Genomic DNA, 17,840 nt, shown 5'->3' with positions numbered 1-17,840 from the left:
AAGCCTCATTCTGAGGCTGACGCTAGACCACTTCAGCCTCAGGGGATATCACGCTGCAAAGCGCCGACGTGAATCTGGCGCCCGGGCATGAGGCCTTCGAGACCTCTTAGGCCAACCTAGTAGCTTCATTGAATTCCCAACGAGGAGCGCGAGAATAAACGCTTTCCAAATCACCGTACCCAAGGGTCACAAGAAAATTCGCCTTTATCGTACTTGCCGGGAAAAACTCTGCCGTCACGGCTTTTTCGTCAAAGCCTCCGATCGGCCCAACATCGAGGCCCAGCGCGCGGGCCGCAATCATTAGATAACCAGCTTGTAGCGAAGCGTTTCTTAACGCGGAATCCGCGATGAAGCGTTCATCTGTCCCGTACCAGCCACGGGCGTCGGTGTGAGGAAAGAGCTTCGGCAATGTTTCTATGAAGTTCATTTCCATTCCGAGGATTGCGGTGACCGGCGCTAATCTGATTTTGTCGCCGTTGCCTCCGTAGCAAAGCTTGGCAAGACGTACTTTAGCATCGTCGGTAGTACACCACACGATTCGCTGTGGCTGTTGATTTGTGGATGTCGGTCCCCATTTGTAGAGGTCGTACAACGCTTGCAGCGTCTCCAGTGCGACCGGTTGCTCCGTGTAGCGATTAAAACTTCGCGCGCTCCTGAACAGCTGGTCCAGGGACTGGTCCGAAAGCGGTCTACCCATTTTCTGATCTCCTAAAACGTGATGACTCGACGTTATAAAAATGGTATCAAAAGGAAAGTAGGCACCTTTTTCATACCATGAGAAAAATGGACAAGCTTTTGGAAATGCAGACAGAAGATGCTCTAGGCTGCCCGTTGTCGGCCTTCGTCACGACGATCTCAGGGAAGTGGGCGATCCCAATTCTCTACCGTCTCATCATATCTGACGGGCCGGTCAGGTTTCGGGATCTTCAAAGAAGAGCCACGCCAATCACCCAGAAAGAGCTCACAAAGCAATTGAGGTTGCTTGAGGCCCGTGGCTTGGTCATACGAACAGTTTATCCCGTCACACCTCTTCATGTAGAGTATGAGGCTACGCCCACCGCCAAGGAATTAATTGGTTCGCTTGAGGGCATCGCCCAGTGGATGAGACGACACTGGGGCGCACTCAATTCTGACCAAGCCAAGGCAAGTTGAGAATTACCCGGATCAAACTCGGCGTCCTGGAACAGCCAACGATGGTTCTTTTCGCGCCGCCGATATTGTGCCTCTCCATCTTTCAGGAAAGGTGCTGCCGCCCGGTCCCGCAGGCCGATTTGCGGGCCCCGCGGTTGTATCTGTGACGCGCGACGCACGGGTGCGCGACCGTGAGTCAGTCCCAAGCAAGCCCGATGTGCAATGTCCACCGAGAGACACAATTAGAAGAGGTACAATCATGCTTGTCGCAGGTAGCTCTAGAAACTCTGTGCTGGTTCTACAGCGAAGCGCTCGCGTGCCGAACCAAGATGCCGCCCAGGCGATCTAGGAACGAAAGACCGAAGAAAACCTCCCCTCAGTCAGGACGAGAAACCCGATGCGGCAGACGAGTTCCTGAAGGTGTCCAACATGGCCCCGGCCGAGCGCATCCGCGGTCCTCGGTCCGTCGAGCCCCGGCGCGCAATTTTGGCGGCGCCGAGATTGTCCAACTAATGTTTCTGCACCGCGGCATCTGCATCCAGGCGACAATCCTGCACTGCCCGCTCTATCGCCTCCTTGTCGCCAAAGACGGCAACGAGAAGCGTCGCCCCCTCGATTCTGGCCAGTGCATCGCTCGCCACAAGCTCAGCCCTGTCCGGTGACATGACCGATGACAGAATAGAAATCAGGTGCTCGCGGAGCGTATCAAAGAACCGTCGAACGGCATCCTTTGCCGCTGGGGTTTCGTCGCTGACGCCATATGCGAGGTGAAGCCCGACGCAGCGCTTTCGCTCCGCCAGATTACCCGCGATGGCCCGAAGGGCCGTCTCATAGGACTGCTGCCAAGGAGCGCCAACAGAGTCGGCGCGGGTGTAGTCAAGCGTTTCCCGGAGGAGAGCATTGAGCACCTCCGGGACTAAGGCCTCCTTGTTTGAAAACCGCATATACAAAGATGCCTTTTTCAGGCCTATTCGATCGGCGAGATCCTGCATCGAAGCACCAGCATATCCCTTTTCGCGGAACAGTTCCCGAGCTGCCGCTAAAATTTCATCTCTTGTGACCTTCATGCCCTAAACCTTCTCGACGTGCGCCGCCGAGTATAATCCATTCGAGCCGTCTCCACAAACGACCGATCGGTAGGGTGGAAAAATTTCGGGCGGACATCGTTTGGCGCGGCGTGTTGCGATGGAGCCTCGAAGTCGCCGGTTGTTACACGGGTCGCATCGGGGACGCACCGACATCCCGCCGGTTCATCCGCCACCAGATAATCCCGTGCGCGAAAGCGTCGGTGACGGAACCCAACGAGATAGAGTAACGCCTGTTAAAAGCGATATCATCGCTTCGACGAGCGGTGGAGCTGCTACCGCGGGATATGCGGACGCTTCGCTCAGCAATTTATTTGCCAGCCGAGGCTCCCGGTTCTCCCGCTCCACAACCTCCATCTTCTCGGTGACGTCGTTTGCAGAATCCGACGAACACCGGATAACAAGCTCACCTGCATTTTTATACTATACGGCTAATCCACCACGTGCTTCTGCTGTTTTAGGATTGCTGCGGAGCAACTGCGGCTGGTCCATTTCGGGTTCGGAGCATAAAGCATCATGATTAATCACCTGCTGCAACGCCTCACGAGACGGGAGGTCCCTTCAACTATTCGTCTGACGGGTAAGGGAAGTGCTATGATCGAGGGCGCTATCTCGGGGTCGGGAAAGCTGTCTGTTGGCGCAACATGGCCAGGCGTCCCTAGCGAGCCGACCAACCTAGTCGTCAAGGCCGGCGGCGAACTGGTCATCAACGGTGAGTTCACTGCATACTCTGGAAGTACTATAGGTGTTCAAAGCGGCGCTAGACTGATTATTGGGAGCGGGTTCGCTAACCGCCATACCTGGATTTCATGTGGTTCAAACATCAAGATCGGTGAGGAAGTTTTCATTGCTGACCAGGTCATCATCAGGGACTGGGATGGCCATCGTTTGGTGGGTCGACCCGCCGCAGCACCCATTATAATTGGCAATCATGTTTGGATCGGCATGCGAGCCATCATCCTCAAGGGAGTGACAATCGGCGACGGCGCGGTCGTTGGAGCAGGCGCCGTGGTGACCAAAGACGTCCCTGCCGGCACCATCGTAGCAGGAAACCCTGCAGTTGTTGTGAAACAGAACATCCAGTGGGAGCCCTAAGTGTAGGTGAGCGAGCTGCCTCCCGTCCATCTCGCCAATGGCGGTGCAGGCCGTCACAGCACGACAATAGAAGACCGGACCAGCCGGAATTCGATGTTCCCACTGGCTTTCTGACCGGGTTCGGCAGTGAGCGTTCGTTCCTACTTTTCCACCACGGGTCCCTCGCGCAATCGCGACACAACCTCCCTCAAGTCTCGGAATACTAAAGGCGTCGCGGAAACGACGACGCCGCGCGAAGGGACGAAGCAGCTTGGGCTGCGCAAGGTAGGCGCATTTGGAGTCCGCGCGATGTACTCCGTCATCTCCGTCAAGAAGAGTGTGGGCGCCCCAAAACGGGGCCCGTCTACGCCGGCTTGTGCTCTGTAAGAGCGTGCGGGAGAAATGCCTCCGTTTTTCGCGGGATGCTCGTCGTGTTGGCGCGACAATCTAATGTGTAGATGAACTTCGTGTCTTCGGCCTGCTGGATCTGATTTCCTCAGAACGAGGAGACCTCTTTACAAACGACCGATCGGTAGTAAGCTATATGGGTGAGAAGGGTGCCCGTGCGGGCTAAAGAGCGAGGGAGTTCTCAATGACGGTAAGCTACAACCGCCAGCAGGTGGGTGAAGTGGAGGTTTTCTATCGCGAGGCCGGGTCACGGACGGCTCCTGTCCTGCTGCTCCTGCACGGCTTTCCTTCATCAAGCCACATGTTCCGTGAACTTATACCGCTTCTCGCCGACCGATACCGCGTTATTGCGCCGGACCTTCCAGGTTTCGGGTACACGACAGCACCTGGACGAGGAAAATTCGACTATACCTTCGATAATCTAGCGACGGTCATTGAGGGCTTCACGGAGGCGCTGGGACTGGAAAATTACGCGCTTTATGTCTTCGACTACGGAGCACCGACCGGGTTCCGCCTTGCGCTTGCGCATCCAGAGCGCGTCTCGGCGATCATCAGCCAAAACGGTAACGCCTATCTCGACGGTTTCAGCGACGAGTGGGGGCCTTGGGAAGCCTACTGGCGCGACCCAAATCCGGAAACTAGAGAAGCCTGCCGGGCCTCTCTTTCTCCAGAAGTGATCGAAAACTGGCAGTATCGGACAGGGGCTGATCCTAAACGTCTTGGACCCGACGGATACATGCTCGACATAGCCCTAATGCGTCGCCCGGACGCAGAGGAAATCCAGCTAGATCTCATTCTAGATTATAGAACGAACCTTGAGCGCTATCCCGACTTTCAAAATTACTTCCGCACATACCAGCCTCCCCTCTTGGCCGTCTGGGGTCGTCATGATCCAGCGTTCATCCCGGCAGGCGCTGAAGCCTATAAGCGTGATCTCCCTGACGCGCATGTGCACCTCCTCGATACCGGCCACTTCGCCCTGGAAACCCATGCGCCTGAGATTGCCCACATCATCCGGGGCTTTCTCGAAGAACATCTTTAGAAATTTTGCACCGTCGTCTTCACGGGTAGTGTCGTTGGCGATGAAGGTGCCCCTCGCGTTAATTGCATCGGTAACCGGACGCGCCACAGCCATTTGAAGGACCGATTTCGGTCGCCCCTGCCTGGTCAAATAGGGTGACGTTATCTGGAGTACGTTGTTGGCTTACTGGTGATCAAAGTTTTCGGGCACTGTACTTTATTAACAAAGCTCGCTGTGCGAGTACTGGAGGCGCTATTGCCAGCTTTATCTCTTGGGCTCCGAGACGCAGATCGTGCGCTGATTGACGTTAACAGGGCAGCTGTCGCGACGGGTAAAGACAACGTCACCGCGTTCAGAATGCAGGTCAGAAGCGGAGCCGACGTAAAAGGGTATAGTGAGCAGAACCTGATAATGCTAAACAGACGCAACGCAGTGCCCGTCGACTGCCTCGTCGGCCGGGAGACCCTTAATCATGTCGCACATTATGGAAATATTACTGTCATCCCCGAAGGGGTGGAATTCCAAGGGAGATTCGGGGCTCCCGCCGAACTGATTATCGTCTCGATCCCAAAGCAGCGCCTGGCAATTTCGGCAGCTTCGAGCGGTCTTTCTGTTCGGTCTTTCGACCCGCGACTAAGCGACTTTGATGCCACGATTGGCACTGCTGTTGAAGAATTTTCGCATTGGCTCAGCATTGGTTCTACAGAGGGTGACTGCGAACTGATTGCAGACGACCTCGTCGAGCTTGTCGCGAGTAGATACTGCGGTCCAATCAATGGGTTTCCTCCGCGGGGGCAGCTATCTAACCAAGTGATAGCGGACATCAACAGGTACGTACATGAAAACGTCGGCTGTAGCTTTACGATTAAGGATCTCGCCGAATTAGCGAAGCAAAACAGGTTCAACTTCCCGCGTCTGTTCCGGCGCACCGTTGGAGTCAGCCCGCATCAGTATGTTCTACGAGTAAGGCTACGACATGCGCGGGAGCTTATCCTGTCGGGGTACTCACTCGCTGAGGCAGCTCTCGCTGCGGGATTTGTCGATCAAAGTCACATGTCGAGCTGGATGCGTAGGAGCTACGGACTGACCCCCGGCAATTTATCGAAGCTCGGGAGAAATCATCATGGGTGATTCTCTCTCGGGGAAAAGGATACGAGGCGCGCGTAGTTGAAAAGGAAGCGCACCATAATCAGACATTGTGGGGATAGTTTGGGAGAGGACGTTGAAACAACCTCCGTGAAGTTCGATTAGTAAAGTGATCGGCAAAGTCAAACCCGATCCTGCCTCGTTGGTACGGGCTCGCCGCTACCATTGGAAGATCGGGTCATGACTCTGTGCCTACGGCGAAATATCTTTCCCCCAAGCACCGGACCCTCCCGCTTCCGGGTATCACGGCACCATGATGACCCTTCCAAGTGGTTTCGCTTTTTCCGCAAAATCATGAGCGTCGCGTGCTTGCGAGAGGGGAAACACCTTTTCGATCGCGATGCGGAATTCGTCGTTTTCGAGCATGCGTAGCATCTCGGTGACCGTCGAGTGTACATGCGCTCTTTCGAAAAGCGGGCCCATGAAAACTCCGAGTAGAGTTTGATTTGATTGCATGGCTGGCCACAGGTCCAAGTTTAGGCTCCCGCCGCCAGCATTTCCAACAAAAACGAGACGTCCCTCCGGCGCCAGCATGGCAAGCGACTGGCTCAAGGTGGCGCCGACAGGGTCAATTACCAGATCAACCCCTTTACCCCTTGTGACCTGCCTGACGACGTCGATAACGTCCACAGAGAATCTATCGACGACGTGATCCGCACCGAGCGTTGCGATCTGCGCGAGCCGAGTCTCTCCACTTGAAACTGCGATCACGGTTGCTCCGGCTCGGGCAGCAAGCTGCACGGCCGCGAGGCCAACTCCTCCGGCCGCTGCATGTACAAGAACCGTCTCATTGCGTAGGAGACCGCCTCGCGCGAAAAGGCAATGATGAGCTGTACCAAATGATATTGGCAATGCCGACGCTGACGCCGCGTCCATACCGGGTGGCAGCAACCACGTTCGGATCGCGGGCACGGCCCAGAGTTCAGCATGTGATCCCTGCATGTCGAAGGCCGCCACCCTGTCACCGACTTCACGGTCACTCACGTGCGCCCCGGTCTTCACGATCCGCCCTGCCGCAGCATATCCCACAACGCCGGATGGACGAGGAGGTGGCGAGGATCGACGATTGATCAAGTCTCCACCCTCGATCGAAATCGCTTCCACTGCGATGAGAACCGCGTCCGGAGCTACAGTCGGGTCGGGGATCTCCCTGTACTTCAAAACATCCGGAGGTCCAGCTTGATCATAAACGGCAGCCTTCATCGCGTTTCTCCTTTCCGATCTGTTATTGCGTCGCGCAAGCCTGCGAGTTCCGCGATGCCTGAGCAAAAGAGGGACACCTGATTTGGACTGGCGCGAGCGCTTCGACTTGGAAGCTGAAAAAAGATAGACCCTCATCCAGATATTGATAAGCTACCGAGCTTCAAGAAGCCTTATAGATGAGGTTAATAAGTGGACAGACACGTCCTTCGAGATCTGGCAGTCTTTGAAGCCGTCGCACGACACAAAAGTTTCACCGAGGCGGCATCCGAACTTGGAGTCAAACAATCCACTCTCAGCTACACAATTAGCCAACTCGAGCAAAAGATCGGGGTGGCACTGCTCGCAAGGACTACTCGTAGCGTCGCCCCAACCGGCGCAGGGAGACGCTTGCTGGAGATCCTTAGCCCGGCGATGCGCGATATCGGGGAAGAGCTGCTGAGGTTGCAGGAGGCAAGGGAGACGGTTTCGGGCGTCGTCCGGCTGACAATGATCCCGGTTGCGTTTGAAAGCATCGTCCGGCCGGCGCTGCGAGGCTTTTGTCAGCGCTACCCCGATATTGCTATCGAAATTTCAACCAGTGAGGGTCTGGACGACATTGTCGCTGAAGGCTTTGACGGGGGGATCCGTTTCGGTACGCTCATCGATAAGGACATGGTGAGGCTTCCATTGACTGCGTCCACGCCTGTGGTCATCGCAGGCTCGGCATCGTATTTTGAGAAGTACCCGATCCCGGCTGTGCCAGAAGACCTCGCTGTTCATCGACTCATCTTATATCGCTACGTGAGCTCTTCACGGCTCTTCCGCCTCTCGTTGATAAAGGGGCGCCAAAAGTTTGAGTACAAAGGTAATCCAGCGTTGATCCTGGATGATGGAGCAGCGATCCGGTCAGCCGTCGTCGACGGGTTGGGGCTCGGCTTTCTAATTCGCTCGCAGGTCGCCGCCGATCTCGAAACCGGCAATCTCAGGGAGGTTCTCGAGGATTGGCTAACGGATCTGCCCGGCTTCAGTCTCTACTACCCAAGCCGGCGCGGAACGTCGCCAGCCTTCCGCGCGCTCATAGAATATTTCAAAGAGGCTGCGATCACTCAGCATTCCGCCGATGACCCTTCAGCTTGAGCCTAAGTCGGCACCTGTAAACAAGTTCATTTGCTCAAGGGTGTCTTTGACTAATGGCGCTCGCACCGGCGCGGAAGGTTGATCTAACGGAGCGAGATCGTGTTTCCTGGATACACACTCCCCTCGAGCGGCTGGCTGCCGAACAACATGCACAAATCTACAATCCTGTTCTCGATTAGCCGCGTATGGATTCGCCCGCTGGGCAAGAGGCCATCGGGTCGTCATGAACAACGAGGATAGGATGCTTACCAACCAGAATCCGCTACTGCGGGAGTTAGCAGCTCGCGGCGAAGAATTAAGTTTCGACACAGACGGGCTGCTCTTCAACGCCGCAGTCGACGCACAGGCGATGGCGATCGTCAAAATTCGAGACAAGGGCCATCTGTCCTCCGTCGTCCGGGTCGCTGCAGAACACGGCACGCCAATGTCGGTCCTTGGAGGTGGTCACGATCTTTCGGGACGCGGCTTCGTAAAAGAGAATTTGATCCTCGACTTGCGATCGCTGACCTCTGTAGCAGTGGACAGCGACCGCAAGACCGTGATGATTGGCGGCGGAACCCTTTCGGGCGACCTCGTCGAGAAACTCCCAACGCATCTTGTAAGCCCTTTAGGAACGGTCTCAACCGTGGGCGTGATTGGGTTGGCCCTCGGCGGTGGTTATGGCCGGCTGACAAGTACTCTGGGTTTGACATCTGACACGTTGGAGAGTGCTGAACTTGTTCTCGCAGACGGTACCACCACAGTCGCCAGCGAAGAGGACGATCGTGATCTCTTATGGGCTTTGAGAGGTGGTGGCAGCGGCTTCGGTGTGGTGACAGCGTGCCGTCTCAAATTATATCACGTGCCCGAGGTTCTGGTCTCGATGCACATCTACCCGATGGAAGATGCGCAACGCATATTACTGTTGTGCCAGGACCTCATTGATGCACATCCTGCGGACCTGAACCTGTTCATGGCCTTCATGACCGGCCCGAACGGTAACCCTGTTCTTTTCGTTTCCCCGACATGGACCGGCGATCGCAATATCGGAGAGGCTCTCGTGAGCGATCTGCAGGCAGATAAATCTGCTTACACGATCCAAAGCGGTTGGATGCCATACAAGATGACCTTCGACAAGGAGGCCGAGAAAGCTTGGCCAAAGGGGCGCAATTACAGCCTGCCCACGCGAACGGTCGAGCGGCTTGATCGAGACGTGGTCGAGATACTCATCCAGGCTGCTCTCAATTTCACGTCACCGTTTTCGGCACTCGTAATTCATGATTTTCACGGAGCGGCAACAAATATCGATCCAGCGGCGACGGCTTTTGCCCTTCGCAAACCGCATTTTGTTATCGAAATTATTTCCGCCTGGGATGGAGCGGCGAACGGTGAAGCGTCCGGTCATCGCGCTTGGTCTGAAGACGTATCTGCGTCTTTGGCGACGCTTGCGCTTCCCGGCGGCTATCCCAACCTCCTTTCCCCCGATGAAGGGGAACGCGCGCGGCAATTTTTCGGAAGCTCGACCGAGCGTCTGAAGACGATCAAGAGCAGGGTCGATCCTGACGATCTCTTTCGATCGGGAACAGGGCGCATCGCACGCTAATTATCGGAACCTTGCGCGAATCCTTGGGGGCAGTGCCCTCCAAGGATTACCCTGAAAGTGCCAACGTCGAGAACCGTAGTGACCTTTTCCAAACGAGATGGGCCGGATGCCTGCGTACAAATGATTATCGAGTCGCTCTCGATGCAGCCTCATCCGGAGGGAGGCTGGTATACCGAGACCTTCCGCGACGACGACGCTGCGCGGAGCGTCCACTCGACCGCAATCTATTTCCTCTTGGAAGAAGGTCAAAAGTCCCATTGGCACCGATTGAGAAACGCTTCTGAAGTCTGGCACTTCTATTTGGGTTCTCCACTCGAAATCAGCACGTGGCAGGAGGGAGGGGCGGTGTCAAGCGTTATACTGGGACCTGAGATACAGCGCCTCCAACGGCCTCAGGTTATCGTCCCTAGAGATGTTTGGCAGTCGGCCACTCCGCTCGGAAAATTCACCTTGGCAGGGTGTACGGTCGCTCCTGGTTTCGATTTCACGGAATTTCAACTTGCACCTCCTGGTTGGGAACCCGAAGATCGAAATCATCGCTGAGCCCGGTGAAGGCCGGACACCAAGCAGCCAAGGGCGCCGGACGTCAAAGCGAAACAAATTACGAGTCTTATCAGTGTTTATAGAGAGGAGACCGCAAATGTTGATCAATCGACGCACTTTTTCAACGTTAGCCGCTGGAGCAGCGGCATCGATCTTTTCGGCAAACGCAATGGCTGCCCCGGCTCTAGGTCGTCCACCGAAAGCACGCAACATAGTGTTCGTCCACGGTCTCTTTGCGGACGGCTCTTGCTGGAACGATGTCATATCCCTGTTGCAGCCAAAGGGGCTGGCAGTCACATCTGTGCAGAACCCCCTGACAACGCTTCCTGAATCAGTGGACGCGGCGGAACGCGTGCTTGCTCGCCAGGATGGACCTACCGTCTTGGTAGGCCACTCCTTCGGTGGGATGCTTGTCACGCAAGCAGGTATGCATCAAAATGTCTCGGCACTGGTCTATATCGCGGCTCGTGCGCCTGATGCCAATGAAGACTTCGCGGCCCTCGCAAAGTCTTATCCCACGCCTCCCGCGAGTGCCGGTATTGTTTATGACGGGGAGGAAGGCAGGCTCAGCGAAGAGGCGTTTTTGCGTGATTTCGCTGGCGATGTTCCGGAAGCAAGAGCTAAAGTGCTGTTCGCCACGCAGTATCCATTTCAAAAGCCCTTACTGGCAGGAAAGGTCACGGAAGCCGCATGGCGTTCGAAACCGAGTTTCTATGCCGTATCGAGTGAGGACCGAACGATAAATCCCGATCTGCAACGTTACTTGGCCAAGCGTATGGGCGCTAAAACGATCGAACTCGCAGCAAGCCACTTGTCTTTGATCTCGCACCCTCGCGAGGTAGCTGATCTTGTCCTTGAGGCCGCCGGCCAAAGCGCGTAAGCGTTTGCCTCATGGACGAATTAGCATCGGAAGCAGTTGCGAGGCTTGGACGCGCAACCGCTTCCTTGTACTCTTTGGTTATGGGCTGCCTCTATCGCGATATCCAGATGTCAGTGAGCACGAGATTTGGATGCGCCTCCCTGCCGGCCCGTTCTTTAGTTTCCGGCACGTCTGCCACCCCGACATGGAGCAGTCTCGGTGAAAGATCGAGCTCCGCGTTTGCGATGTCCCCAAGTTCAGGCACCACGCCCCTGCGCCTTGGATGGACGAAGCAGGTGATGCCCGCCGGGCATTATGGATAGATCGAGCTGCTCAAATCCAGCGAAATTGATGGGCCGGATGACGATCATCGATAGGCGGCGTGCCGCATCCTCATTTGACAGCCCGCTAATCGCCATCACAAGGTATGACAGCACGACGAATTCCTGACCGTCGCGAGCGCGTGCGAGGAAAATTCCGAGCCGTGCAGCGCGCGAACGTGTGTTTTTTCTTCAGAACCCCATCGTCATATGCTTTCAAAAACCGGTCGCTGCGGCGCCACGTCCCCCAAACCGCCTGGTTTCAGAATAGCGTGGTACAGCGCACCGCCTGATCCAGGGCGGGCAACCCTACTGCTCGCAATTTGACCGAGGCGGCCTAAATCGCAACCCTTTTCTGAAAATCAGAATGAATGCGTCAGTCCTGCGATGCGCCAGCGGAAGCGTTGGCACATTGACCGTCTTGACCCGGGGACTCGGCCCGACCTTATTGTGAGCGAGGCTATGCCCCGATCCAACATAAAATCAACGTGAGGAAGTCCTGGATGGCCTCATCCTTCCGGACCCGCTTGCGAACGAGAGCGTCCGATAAGGCTTCCCCGGCGCCGATAATACCTAGGCAGCGCCGACGAACTGCCTCAGGAGGCAATTTCGAGTAAGGTGCAAGCGCTGCCGCAAAGAATGCGATATGCCCATCGATCATCTCCCGCTGGACTGCGTCCATCTGAGCATCGCCCCTCAACGCTCCGCCGATGGCGTGCCACTCAGGCCCGATGGTTTCGTGGCATAACATGTATGCTTCCGCCAGAACCTCGGCGACATCGCGAAGACTGGCCGGCGAATCTTCTAGCGCCTGGGCCAGCGCCCGGACCTGCTGATCCATGATTTCCTTGTATAGCGCGATCATCAGTCCGGCTCGCGTGCCGAAGTGATTATAGGCAACGGGCTTGGTCACCCCTGCCCGCTCAGCCAGCGTTGCTAGCGTAAGAGCGTCGGTGCCATCCTCTCGTACGATCAGATGTGCGATCTCTAGCAACTGAGTGCGGCGATCGCTCTTTGGCATTTTCTTCGGCAATTTCTACAACCTCGTGTGACGCTCGGCGGGAAAGGTGTGACGAACCAGTCCACCAAAAATACATAGCCACAATCAATCGCCGCTCGTCCAAAAACGCTCAGACTCTCTCAAATTAGTTCAATTGCTTCGGTGTTGCTGCAGCCGCAATGATCAACAAGCGCGCAGTGAGACAGAGAGGCGTCGGATGAATGTGCAAGAATCTACAAGACCTCCACCTACAGCGTCCTCATTGTGTGGCGCAAATTGGCAGGTTTTGGGGTGCCAGACTGATGACCCACAATGTTTGGAATTGCTATGAAATTTGGATCAGATCTGCTGCTGGAGGTTTTGGAAAGCGAAGGCGTCCGATACATCTTCGGCAATCCTGGCACGACAGAGATGCCGATCATGCATTCCCTGCGCCGGCATCCTGATCTGCGCTATGTTCTCGGACTGCAAGAAGCTGCCGTCGTTGCTATGGCAGATGGATTTGCAAAGGCAAGCGGGGAGACCGCTTTCGTCAATCTTCACACCGTGGGCGGCCTTGGGCACGCAATGGGCGCGCTACAACACTCTGCGATCGCAAAGACTCCCATGCTGGTGACAGCGGGTCAGCAGGACACTCGTCATGGCTTCATGAATCCGCTTCTTTACGGCGATGTGCTGAAGATGGCGGAACCTGCAGTGAAATGGTCGCGCGAGGTTCAACACCCTGACCAGATCCCCGCCCTGATCAGGCGCGGACTGCAAGATTGCCGTACCCCGCCGCGCGGCCCGATATTCCTTTCCCTCCCCATCGACATATTGACGGCTGAGACGCGAGTAGAGGCGGGCCTCGGATCGGCCATCAGCAGGGGATCATCCGCGGGAGGCCTAGAAGAACTCGCTCGAGCATTAGCGGCCGTCGAGGTTGGAAGATTAGCGATCGTGTCTGGAGATGAAGTTGCAGTCAGCGATGCTGCTTCCCAAGTCGTCGAGATCGCTGAGATGCTTGGTTGCCGCGTGCTTGGCCCATCGTGGCCGGGCAGCATGTCTTTCCCCACAGATCATCCTCTATGGTCCGGAAACCTCCCCTCCAGCGCGGACGGAATGCGAGCGGCTCTTGGGGAATATGATGCCGTCTTCGTGGTGGGCGAGGATCCGTTCCTCTCGTACCTCTATACCCCCGGCGGCGCGGTTCCGCACGGGTGCAAGCTGTTTCAGCTCTCCGAGGACGCTACACAGATCGGTCGTACCTATGCGGCGGCCTTGGGATGCGTCGGATATCTCAAGCCATCGCTGGCAGCGCTTAGTGCTCTGCTGATCGAAGCAGCGGCGCCCCTCCGTGATGCGGCTCGATCGTTGTATCAGCTCGCCGCTGCTGCCCGCGTGAATGCCCTGCGAGACCTCGACAGCCGACTGATGTCAGAGAGCCGTCAGACGTCGATTACACCATTTGTTGCGGCAGGTTCGACTTTGAAGGCCGTTGGGCCCGCTATCGCGGTCGTCGATGAAGCGCCGGCTACCATGCACCACATACGGAGCTTCATGACCCGCTTCGCCGTGCGGAAATATTTCTTCATGCGGAGCGCTATCCTCGGCTGGGGGTTACCTGCAGCAGTCGGTGTCTCACTCGGGCTCGGGTCAGATCCGGTGGTCGCTCTTCTGGGGGATGGGTCCGCGCTCTACACGCCGCAGGGCCTTTGGACCGCTGCAAAGCTGAAACTCCCTGTCACTTTCGTGATCATGAACAACAGCGAGTATAATATTCTCAAGCGCTACTCCGTCGCTCAAGGCTACGAGCACGAAGGAAACTCAACCATTCCCGGCATGGAGCTCGTCGATCCGACGATTGATTTTGGTGCGCTCGCCACGGCGTTTGGCCTCTCGGCTTGCAAGGTCACACGCGTTGAAGAGATTGAAGAAGCCGTCAGAGCAGGGATTCATTCCGGCTCGCCCAACCTCGTGGAACTTGTCATCACGCGTGAATGAGCGATCAGCGCACAAGCAGGCGTCCAGACCATCGCTCTTCGTCCAACTATTTCTAGGAGGTCACGCGCCAGTGCCTCGGGCACGCCGATATTGGAACTTACTACTAGTAACTTCGTTCTCACCGTAGCAAACTGAACTGCCACGAGGAGGTTGCAGATATGTCACCACGTCCCATTCTTCTGGTCGGAGGAACAGGAAAGGTCGGCCGTTGGACAGCAAGGCTGCTGCGGGAGGAACACCCCCAGATCCGGTTTCTGATCGGTGGACGAAACCTCGAAAAGGCGGAAGAGTTCGCGCGAGAACTTGGATCGGCCGAAGCAGTCCCAATAGATTTGACCGCGAGCGACCTTGGTCTAGGAGACCGACAAGTAGGTGCCGTTGCTGTGTTCTTCACGGAAGACCGGCTGGCGACTGTCCGGTTTGCCCAGTCGCGCTCCGTGCCCCACATCAGCATCTCGCGAGCTCTGTTTGAGATAGGGCCTGAGATTGCGTACTTTACTCAGCGCCCAAGCACTTCACCGGTCGTGCTTGGGACGGAATGGCTTGTTGGTGCCACGACGATGCCGATCCTGAGTTTTGCCAAGGCCTTCGGGAAAATTGAGCGGATCTCAATCGGAGCGCTGCTGGATGAAGAAGACGCGACAGGGCCCGCTGGTTTTGCCGACTTCGATCGGCAGAACGCGGTAATGCCTTCTGCGCTCATCCGGCGAAGCGGGGAGTTTCACTGGCTGACCGGCGACAAGGTGAAGACAAGTTTCAACGCCGCGGACGGGAGCCAGACAGAAGCCACAGCGTTTTCGGTCAACGACGTCATCGGCCTCGCTGCCGCACTGGACGTGCCGGATATTGAATTCAAACTCGCGATTGGAACGACATCATCGCGCCGGAGGGGGGAAGCATTCTCGACGGAGATCATCATCGAGATGGAAGGGCAGGACCATTCGGGTGCACCGCTATTTGCCCATCGCGCTATCACCCATGCGCTCGGGCAGATGCCGCTCACCGGTCTGGGCGTCGCTCTGGTGCTGCAGCGCCTGCTCGGACTCGACGGTCAAGCCCCGACAGCGCCGGGACTCTATCTGCCCTATCAGCTGCTTGAGCCAGATGCATATCTGGCCCGATTTAAGCGAGTTGGAGGCGTGATTCTGGACCTTGCGAAGCGTGACCCTGGAGGACGCCATGACGCTTGATCTCGCAGTCCGGTCGGGCGATCTTGCGATGGTGACCGACGTCCTGCGCAATGGTGTAGATGTCGACAAACGCGGTCCGGAGGGTTTTACGCCCCTGATGGTCGCGTCCGGTCATGGGCATTTCCATATCGCAGAGATCTTACTCACTGCGGGCGCTGACGTACATGCGCTGGAGCCCCGCATGGGTGCGAGCGCGCTTCACAAGGCAGTCCAGTCCGGGAATCCCGATCTGGTTGACTTACTTTTGAGCCACGGCGCCTTCATAGACCAACAAAGCGCAAGCCTCGGCAACAGCCCCCTTATCGACGCAGTCCTCTACAAACATGTCGAGGTCGTTGAAGGGCTGCTTTCTCGGGGGGCACGGACCCACACTGTCAATTATTGGGGCCAGACAGCCCTCGACATCGCCCGACAAGACGGGTTGGACGAAATAGCTCGGCTCCTCGAAGCTCACAATCGTCGAAAGGCAGAACATGTCGAATCTCTGACGCTGATCAAGGCCGTTCGAGCAGGTCACGGCGACGCGGTCGCCGCCCAGATTTCCGCAAACGCGGATATCAATCAAACAGTACCGGTTTCGGGCAGCGTCGATGACAAGTATACGCCGCTTGGTATCGCTGCGCGTGAAGGTCATACCGAGATTGTTCGCCTGCTGCTTCGTGCCGGTGCTCGACCAGAGCGGCTGATCGGTCTGATGGGCGGGATGGCACTTCATGACGCGACCTACTTTGGTCACGCCGACATCGTGCGGCTCCTGGCGAGCGCAACCAAGGACAGAGCCTGTGCGCCTGGGCTCAACGTGCAGGGCGCCTATAATGGGTTTAATGCATTACATGACGCCGTTTGGCACGGCTACATAGAGGTCGCCCGTGCGCTTATCGAGGCCGGTGCGCGTACAGATCTCCGATCCCATTCGGGGATGACGCCACGGGATCTGGCGGTGCTCTACGGCTATCCTGAAATCGTCGAGCTTCTTGATCGGGCTTCGCTGGAGAGCAAGGACGAGGGCATCGTTTTTGGTTCTACTGAAGAGGAGGTATCATGATCGAGGTTATCAAACCACAGCCTTACAATTTTACAGAGGCCGCTCTTACCGATCTTCGTGAGAGGCTTTTGAGGACGCGATGGCCGGACAAGGAAACCGTTTCCGATTGGTCGCAGGGCGTGCCGCTCGCGCGAATGCAGGCGCTGGTTGATTACTGGTCTAGCGACTACGACTGGCGACGCTGCGAAGCTCGGCTGAACGGCTTCAACCCTTCGGTTACGCGCATTGACGATCTTGATATCCATTTCCTCCACGTTCAGTCGCCCGAGCCGGGAGCGTTACCGTTGGTGTTGACGCATGGCTGGCCAGGGTCCGTTATCGAATTCCTAGATGTGGCCGCCCTCCTCTCAAACCCGCGGGCGCACGCGGCTGACCCGAAAGACGCTTTCCATGTCGTGCTGCCGTCGCTTCCGAATTTCGGCTTATCCCAAAAGCTCATCCGGCCTGATTGGTCGCCGGAACGGGTAGCCTCGATCTGGGTCGAATTGATGCACCGGCTTGGTTACGACAGTTTCGTCGCTCAGGGTGGCGACTGGGGATATGCGATAACGAACGCTCTGGGCGGCATTGGTTTGCCGGCGGTACGAGCCGTGCACTTCAACATGTTTCCGATCGTTGAGGGAATGGAAGCGCGGGACGCCAAAGAGCGCAAGGCGCTCGACCGCCTTGGCGCTTTCACGAATAACGAAAACGGCTATATGACCGAACAGATCCAGAGCCCGCAGACGATCGGTTATGCCCTTACAGATTCTCCCGTAGGTCAAGCCGCCTGGATTTACGAATTGGTCCAGAAATACGTCGATGGAGATGCGGAAGAATTGATCGGCCGCGATGCGCTGCTGGATAATATCACACTGTACTGGCTGACCGGAACCGCAGCGTCGTCTGCGCGCATCTACTGGAACAGCATGAGAAGTTTCAAGGAGCATCAGATCAAGGTGCCGGTCGGCTATAGCCAGTTCCCGCTCGATATCCATGAGGCCAGTCGCCGCTGGGTCGCGGAACGTTATCCGACCCTGTCATATTATAACGAGCTTCACGAAGGCGGCCACTTTCCTGCGTGGGAGCGACCCGAGTTGTTCGCAGGCGAGCTTCGCGCCAGCTTCAGGACGATACGCGAGCGGTCGTGATCTA

At 56.7% G+C, this 17,840-nt stretch carries 16 protein-coding genes; 12 read left to right on the top strand and 4 right to left on the bottom strand.

Translation table 11 applies throughout. From position 1 onward, the window contains the following. Positions 1 to 106: 106 nt before the first annotated feature. Positions 107 to 697 carry a malonic semialdehyde reductase gene (locus BLU28_RS24580; RefSeq protein ID WP_077986099.1) on the bottom strand — a complete coding sequence of 197 codons (591 nt, stop codon included), beginning with the start codon at positions 695 to 697 and terminating at the stop codon, positions 107 to 109. Positions 698 to 774: 77 nt separating this feature from the next. Here BLU28_RS24580 and BLU28_RS24575 point away from each other — a divergent pair, with 77 nt between their 5' ends. Beyond that, on the top strand, positions 775 to 1,152 hold the full coding sequence (locus tag BLU28_RS24575) for a winged helix-turn-helix transcriptional regulator (protein WP_234794449.1): 378 nt from the start codon (positions 775 to 777) through the stop codon (positions 1,150 to 1,152). A gap of 488 nt (positions 1,153 to 1,640) precedes the next feature. On the opposite strand, the gene BLU28_RS24570 is transcribed toward BLU28_RS24575, so the two are convergent. After that, positions 1,641 to 2,198 carry a TetR/AcrR family transcriptional regulator gene (locus BLU28_RS24570; RefSeq protein WP_077986100.1) on the bottom strand — a complete coding sequence of 186 codons (558 nt, stop codon included), beginning with the start codon at positions 2,196 to 2,198 and terminating at the stop codon, positions 1,641 to 1,643. 534 nt (positions 2,199 to 2,732) lie between these two features. Here BLU28_RS24570 and BLU28_RS26845 point away from each other — a divergent pair. The 3 genes from BLU28_RS26845 (at position 2,733) to BLU28_RS24555 (ending at position 5,850) form a co-directional block, all read left to right on the top strand. After that, a complete protein-coding gene (locus BLU28_RS26845) occupies positions 2,733 to 3,311 on the top strand; it encodes an acyltransferase (protein ID WP_301342283.1) in 579 nt (192 codons plus the stop codon). A gap of 571 nt (positions 3,312 to 3,882) precedes the next feature. Then, a complete protein-coding gene (locus BLU28_RS24560) occupies positions 3,883 to 4,740 on the top strand; it encodes an alpha/beta fold hydrolase (protein WP_077986102.1) in 858 nt (285 codons plus the stop codon). 168 nt (positions 4,741 to 4,908) lie between these two features. Next, entirely contained in the window at positions 4,909 to 5,850 is a 942-nt protein-coding gene (locus tag BLU28_RS24555; RefSeq protein ID WP_139190427.1) for a helix-turn-helix transcriptional regulator, read from the top strand. 258 nt (positions 5,851 to 6,108) lie between these two features. On the opposite strand, the gene BLU28_RS24550 is transcribed toward BLU28_RS24555, so the two are convergent. Beyond that, positions 6,109 to 7,068: a quinone oxidoreductase family protein gene (locus BLU28_RS24550; protein WP_077986104.1), complete on the bottom strand. Its 960-nt coding sequence runs from the start codon at positions 7,066 to 7,068 to the stop codon at positions 6,109 to 6,111. A gap of 189 nt (positions 7,069 to 7,257) precedes the next feature. Here BLU28_RS24550 and BLU28_RS24545 point away from each other — a divergent pair, with 189 nt between their 5' ends. From BLU28_RS24545 to BLU28_RS24530, 4 genes are all read left to right on the top strand, one after another. After that, positions 7,258 to 8,184, top strand: a complete 927-nt coding sequence (locus tag BLU28_RS24545; protein WP_077986105.1) for a LysR family transcriptional regulator — start codon at positions 7,258 to 7,260, stop codon at positions 8,182 to 8,184. A gap of 241 nt (positions 8,185 to 8,425) precedes the next feature. Further along, positions 8,426 to 9,766 carry an FAD-binding oxidoreductase gene (locus BLU28_RS24540; protein ID WP_175477738.1) on the top strand — a complete coding sequence of 447 codons (1,341 nt, stop codon included), beginning with the start codon at positions 8,426 to 8,428 and terminating at the stop codon, positions 9,764 to 9,766. Positions 9,767 to 9,886: 120 nt separating this feature from the next. Then, a complete protein-coding gene (locus tag BLU28_RS24535) occupies positions 9,887 to 10,309 on the top strand; it encodes a cupin domain-containing protein (protein WP_077986107.1) in 423 nt (140 codons plus the stop codon). A gap of 97 nt (positions 10,310 to 10,406) precedes the next feature. Continuing rightward, positions 10,407 to 11,189 (top strand): alpha/beta fold hydrolase, encoded by a 783-nt coding sequence (locus BLU28_RS24530; RefSeq protein ID WP_077986108.1) that lies wholly within the window; start codon positions 10,407 to 10,409, stop codon positions 11,187 to 11,189. 759 nt (positions 11,190 to 11,948) lie between these two features. On the opposite strand, the gene BLU28_RS24525 is transcribed toward BLU28_RS24530, so the two are convergent. After that, complete coding sequence (locus tag BLU28_RS24525) at positions 11,949 to 12,521, bottom strand: TetR/AcrR family transcriptional regulator (RefSeq protein WP_234794448.1); 573 nt, start codon at positions 12,519 to 12,521, stop codon at positions 11,949 to 11,951. A 294-nt stretch (positions 12,522 to 12,815) separates the two neighbouring features. On the opposite strand from BLU28_RS24525, the gene BLU28_RS24520 reads away from it, so the two are divergent. From BLU28_RS24520 to BLU28_RS24505, 4 genes are all read left to right on the top strand, one after another. Then, a complete protein-coding gene (locus BLU28_RS24520) occupies positions 12,816 to 14,471 on the top strand; it encodes a thiamine pyrophosphate-dependent enzyme (protein ID WP_234794447.1) in 1,656 nt (551 codons plus the stop codon). 158 nt (positions 14,472 to 14,629) lie between these two features. Beyond that, the gene (locus BLU28_RS24515) at positions 14,630 to 15,661 is read left to right on the top strand and encodes a saccharopine dehydrogenase (RefSeq protein WP_077986111.1); all 1,032 of its coding nucleotides are present in this window, start codon (positions 14,630 to 14,632) and stop codon (positions 15,659 to 15,661) included. Continuing rightward, positions 15,651 to 16,706, top strand: coding sequence for an ankyrin repeat domain-containing protein (locus BLU28_RS24510; protein ID WP_077986112.1), 1,056 nt, complete (start codon positions 15,651 to 15,653; stop codon positions 16,704 to 16,706). The genes BLU28_RS24515 and BLU28_RS24510 overlap by 11 nt, the downstream gene beginning before the upstream one ends. Continuing rightward, positions 16,703 to 17,836, top strand: a complete 1,134-nt coding sequence (locus tag BLU28_RS24505) for an epoxide hydrolase family protein (protein WP_077986113.1) — start codon at positions 16,703 to 16,705, stop codon at positions 17,834 to 17,836. Before BLU28_RS24510 ends, BLU28_RS24505 begins: the two co-directional genes overlap by 4 nt. Positions 17,837 to 17,840 lie beyond the last annotated feature (4 nt).

The organism is Agrobacterium pusense (assembly GCF_900102105.1).
Classification (GTDB): Bacteria; Pseudomonadota; Alphaproteobacteria; order Rhizobiales; family Rhizobiaceae; genus Agrobacterium; species Agrobacterium pusense.
The sequence above is the reverse complement of the archived record's forward strand: the minus strand, read 5'-3'. Positions and strand labels throughout refer to the sequence as shown.

Coding starts and splice junctions, on each gene's coding strand:
- BLU28_RS24535 (WP_077986107.1), top strand. CDS start 9,887: ATGATTATCGAGTCGCTCTCGATGCAGCCTCATCCGGAGGGAGGCTGG.
- BLU28_RS24580 (WP_077986099.1), bottom strand. CDS start 697: ATGGGTAGACCGCTTTCGGACCAGTCCCTGGACCAGCTGTTCAGGAGC.
- BLU28_RS24550 (WP_077986104.1), bottom strand. CDS start 7,068: ATGAAGGCTGCCGTTTATGATCAAGCTGGACCTCCGGATGTTTTGAAG.
- BLU28_RS24540 (WP_175477738.1), top strand. CDS start 8,426: ATGCTTACCAACCAGAATCCGCTACTGCGGGAGTTAGCAGCTCGCGGC.
- BLU28_RS24520 (WP_234794447.1), top strand. CDS start 12,816: ATGAAATTTGGATCAGATCTGCTGCTGGAGGTTTTGGAAAGCGAAGGC.
- BLU28_RS24560 (WP_077986102.1), top strand. CDS start 3,883: ATGACGGTAAGCTACAACCGCCAGCAGGTGGGTGAAGTGGAGGTTTTC.
- BLU28_RS26845 (WP_301342283.1), top strand. CDS start 2,733: ATGATTAATCACCTGCTGCAACGCCTCACGAGACGGGAGGTCCCTTCA.
- BLU28_RS24505 (WP_077986113.1), top strand. CDS start 16,703: ATGATCGAGGTTATCAAACCACAGCCTTACAATTTTACAGAGGCCGCT.
- BLU28_RS24515 (WP_077986111.1), top strand. CDS start 14,630: ATGTCACCACGTCCCATTCTTCTGGTCGGAGGAACAGGAAAGGTCGGC.
- BLU28_RS24510 (WP_077986112.1), top strand. CDS start 15,651: ATGACGCTTGATCTCGCAGTCCGGTCGGGCGATCTTGCGATGGTGACC.
- BLU28_RS24530 (WP_077986108.1), top strand. CDS start 10,407: ATGTTGATCAATCGACGCACTTTTTCAACGTTAGCCGCTGGAGCAGCG.
- BLU28_RS24575 (WP_234794449.1), top strand. CDS start 775: ATGAGAAAAATGGACAAGCTTTTGGAAATGCAGACAGAAGATGCTCTA.
- BLU28_RS24570 (WP_077986100.1), bottom strand. CDS start 2,198: ATGAAGGTCACAAGAGATGAAATTTTAGCGGCAGCTCGGGAACTGTTC.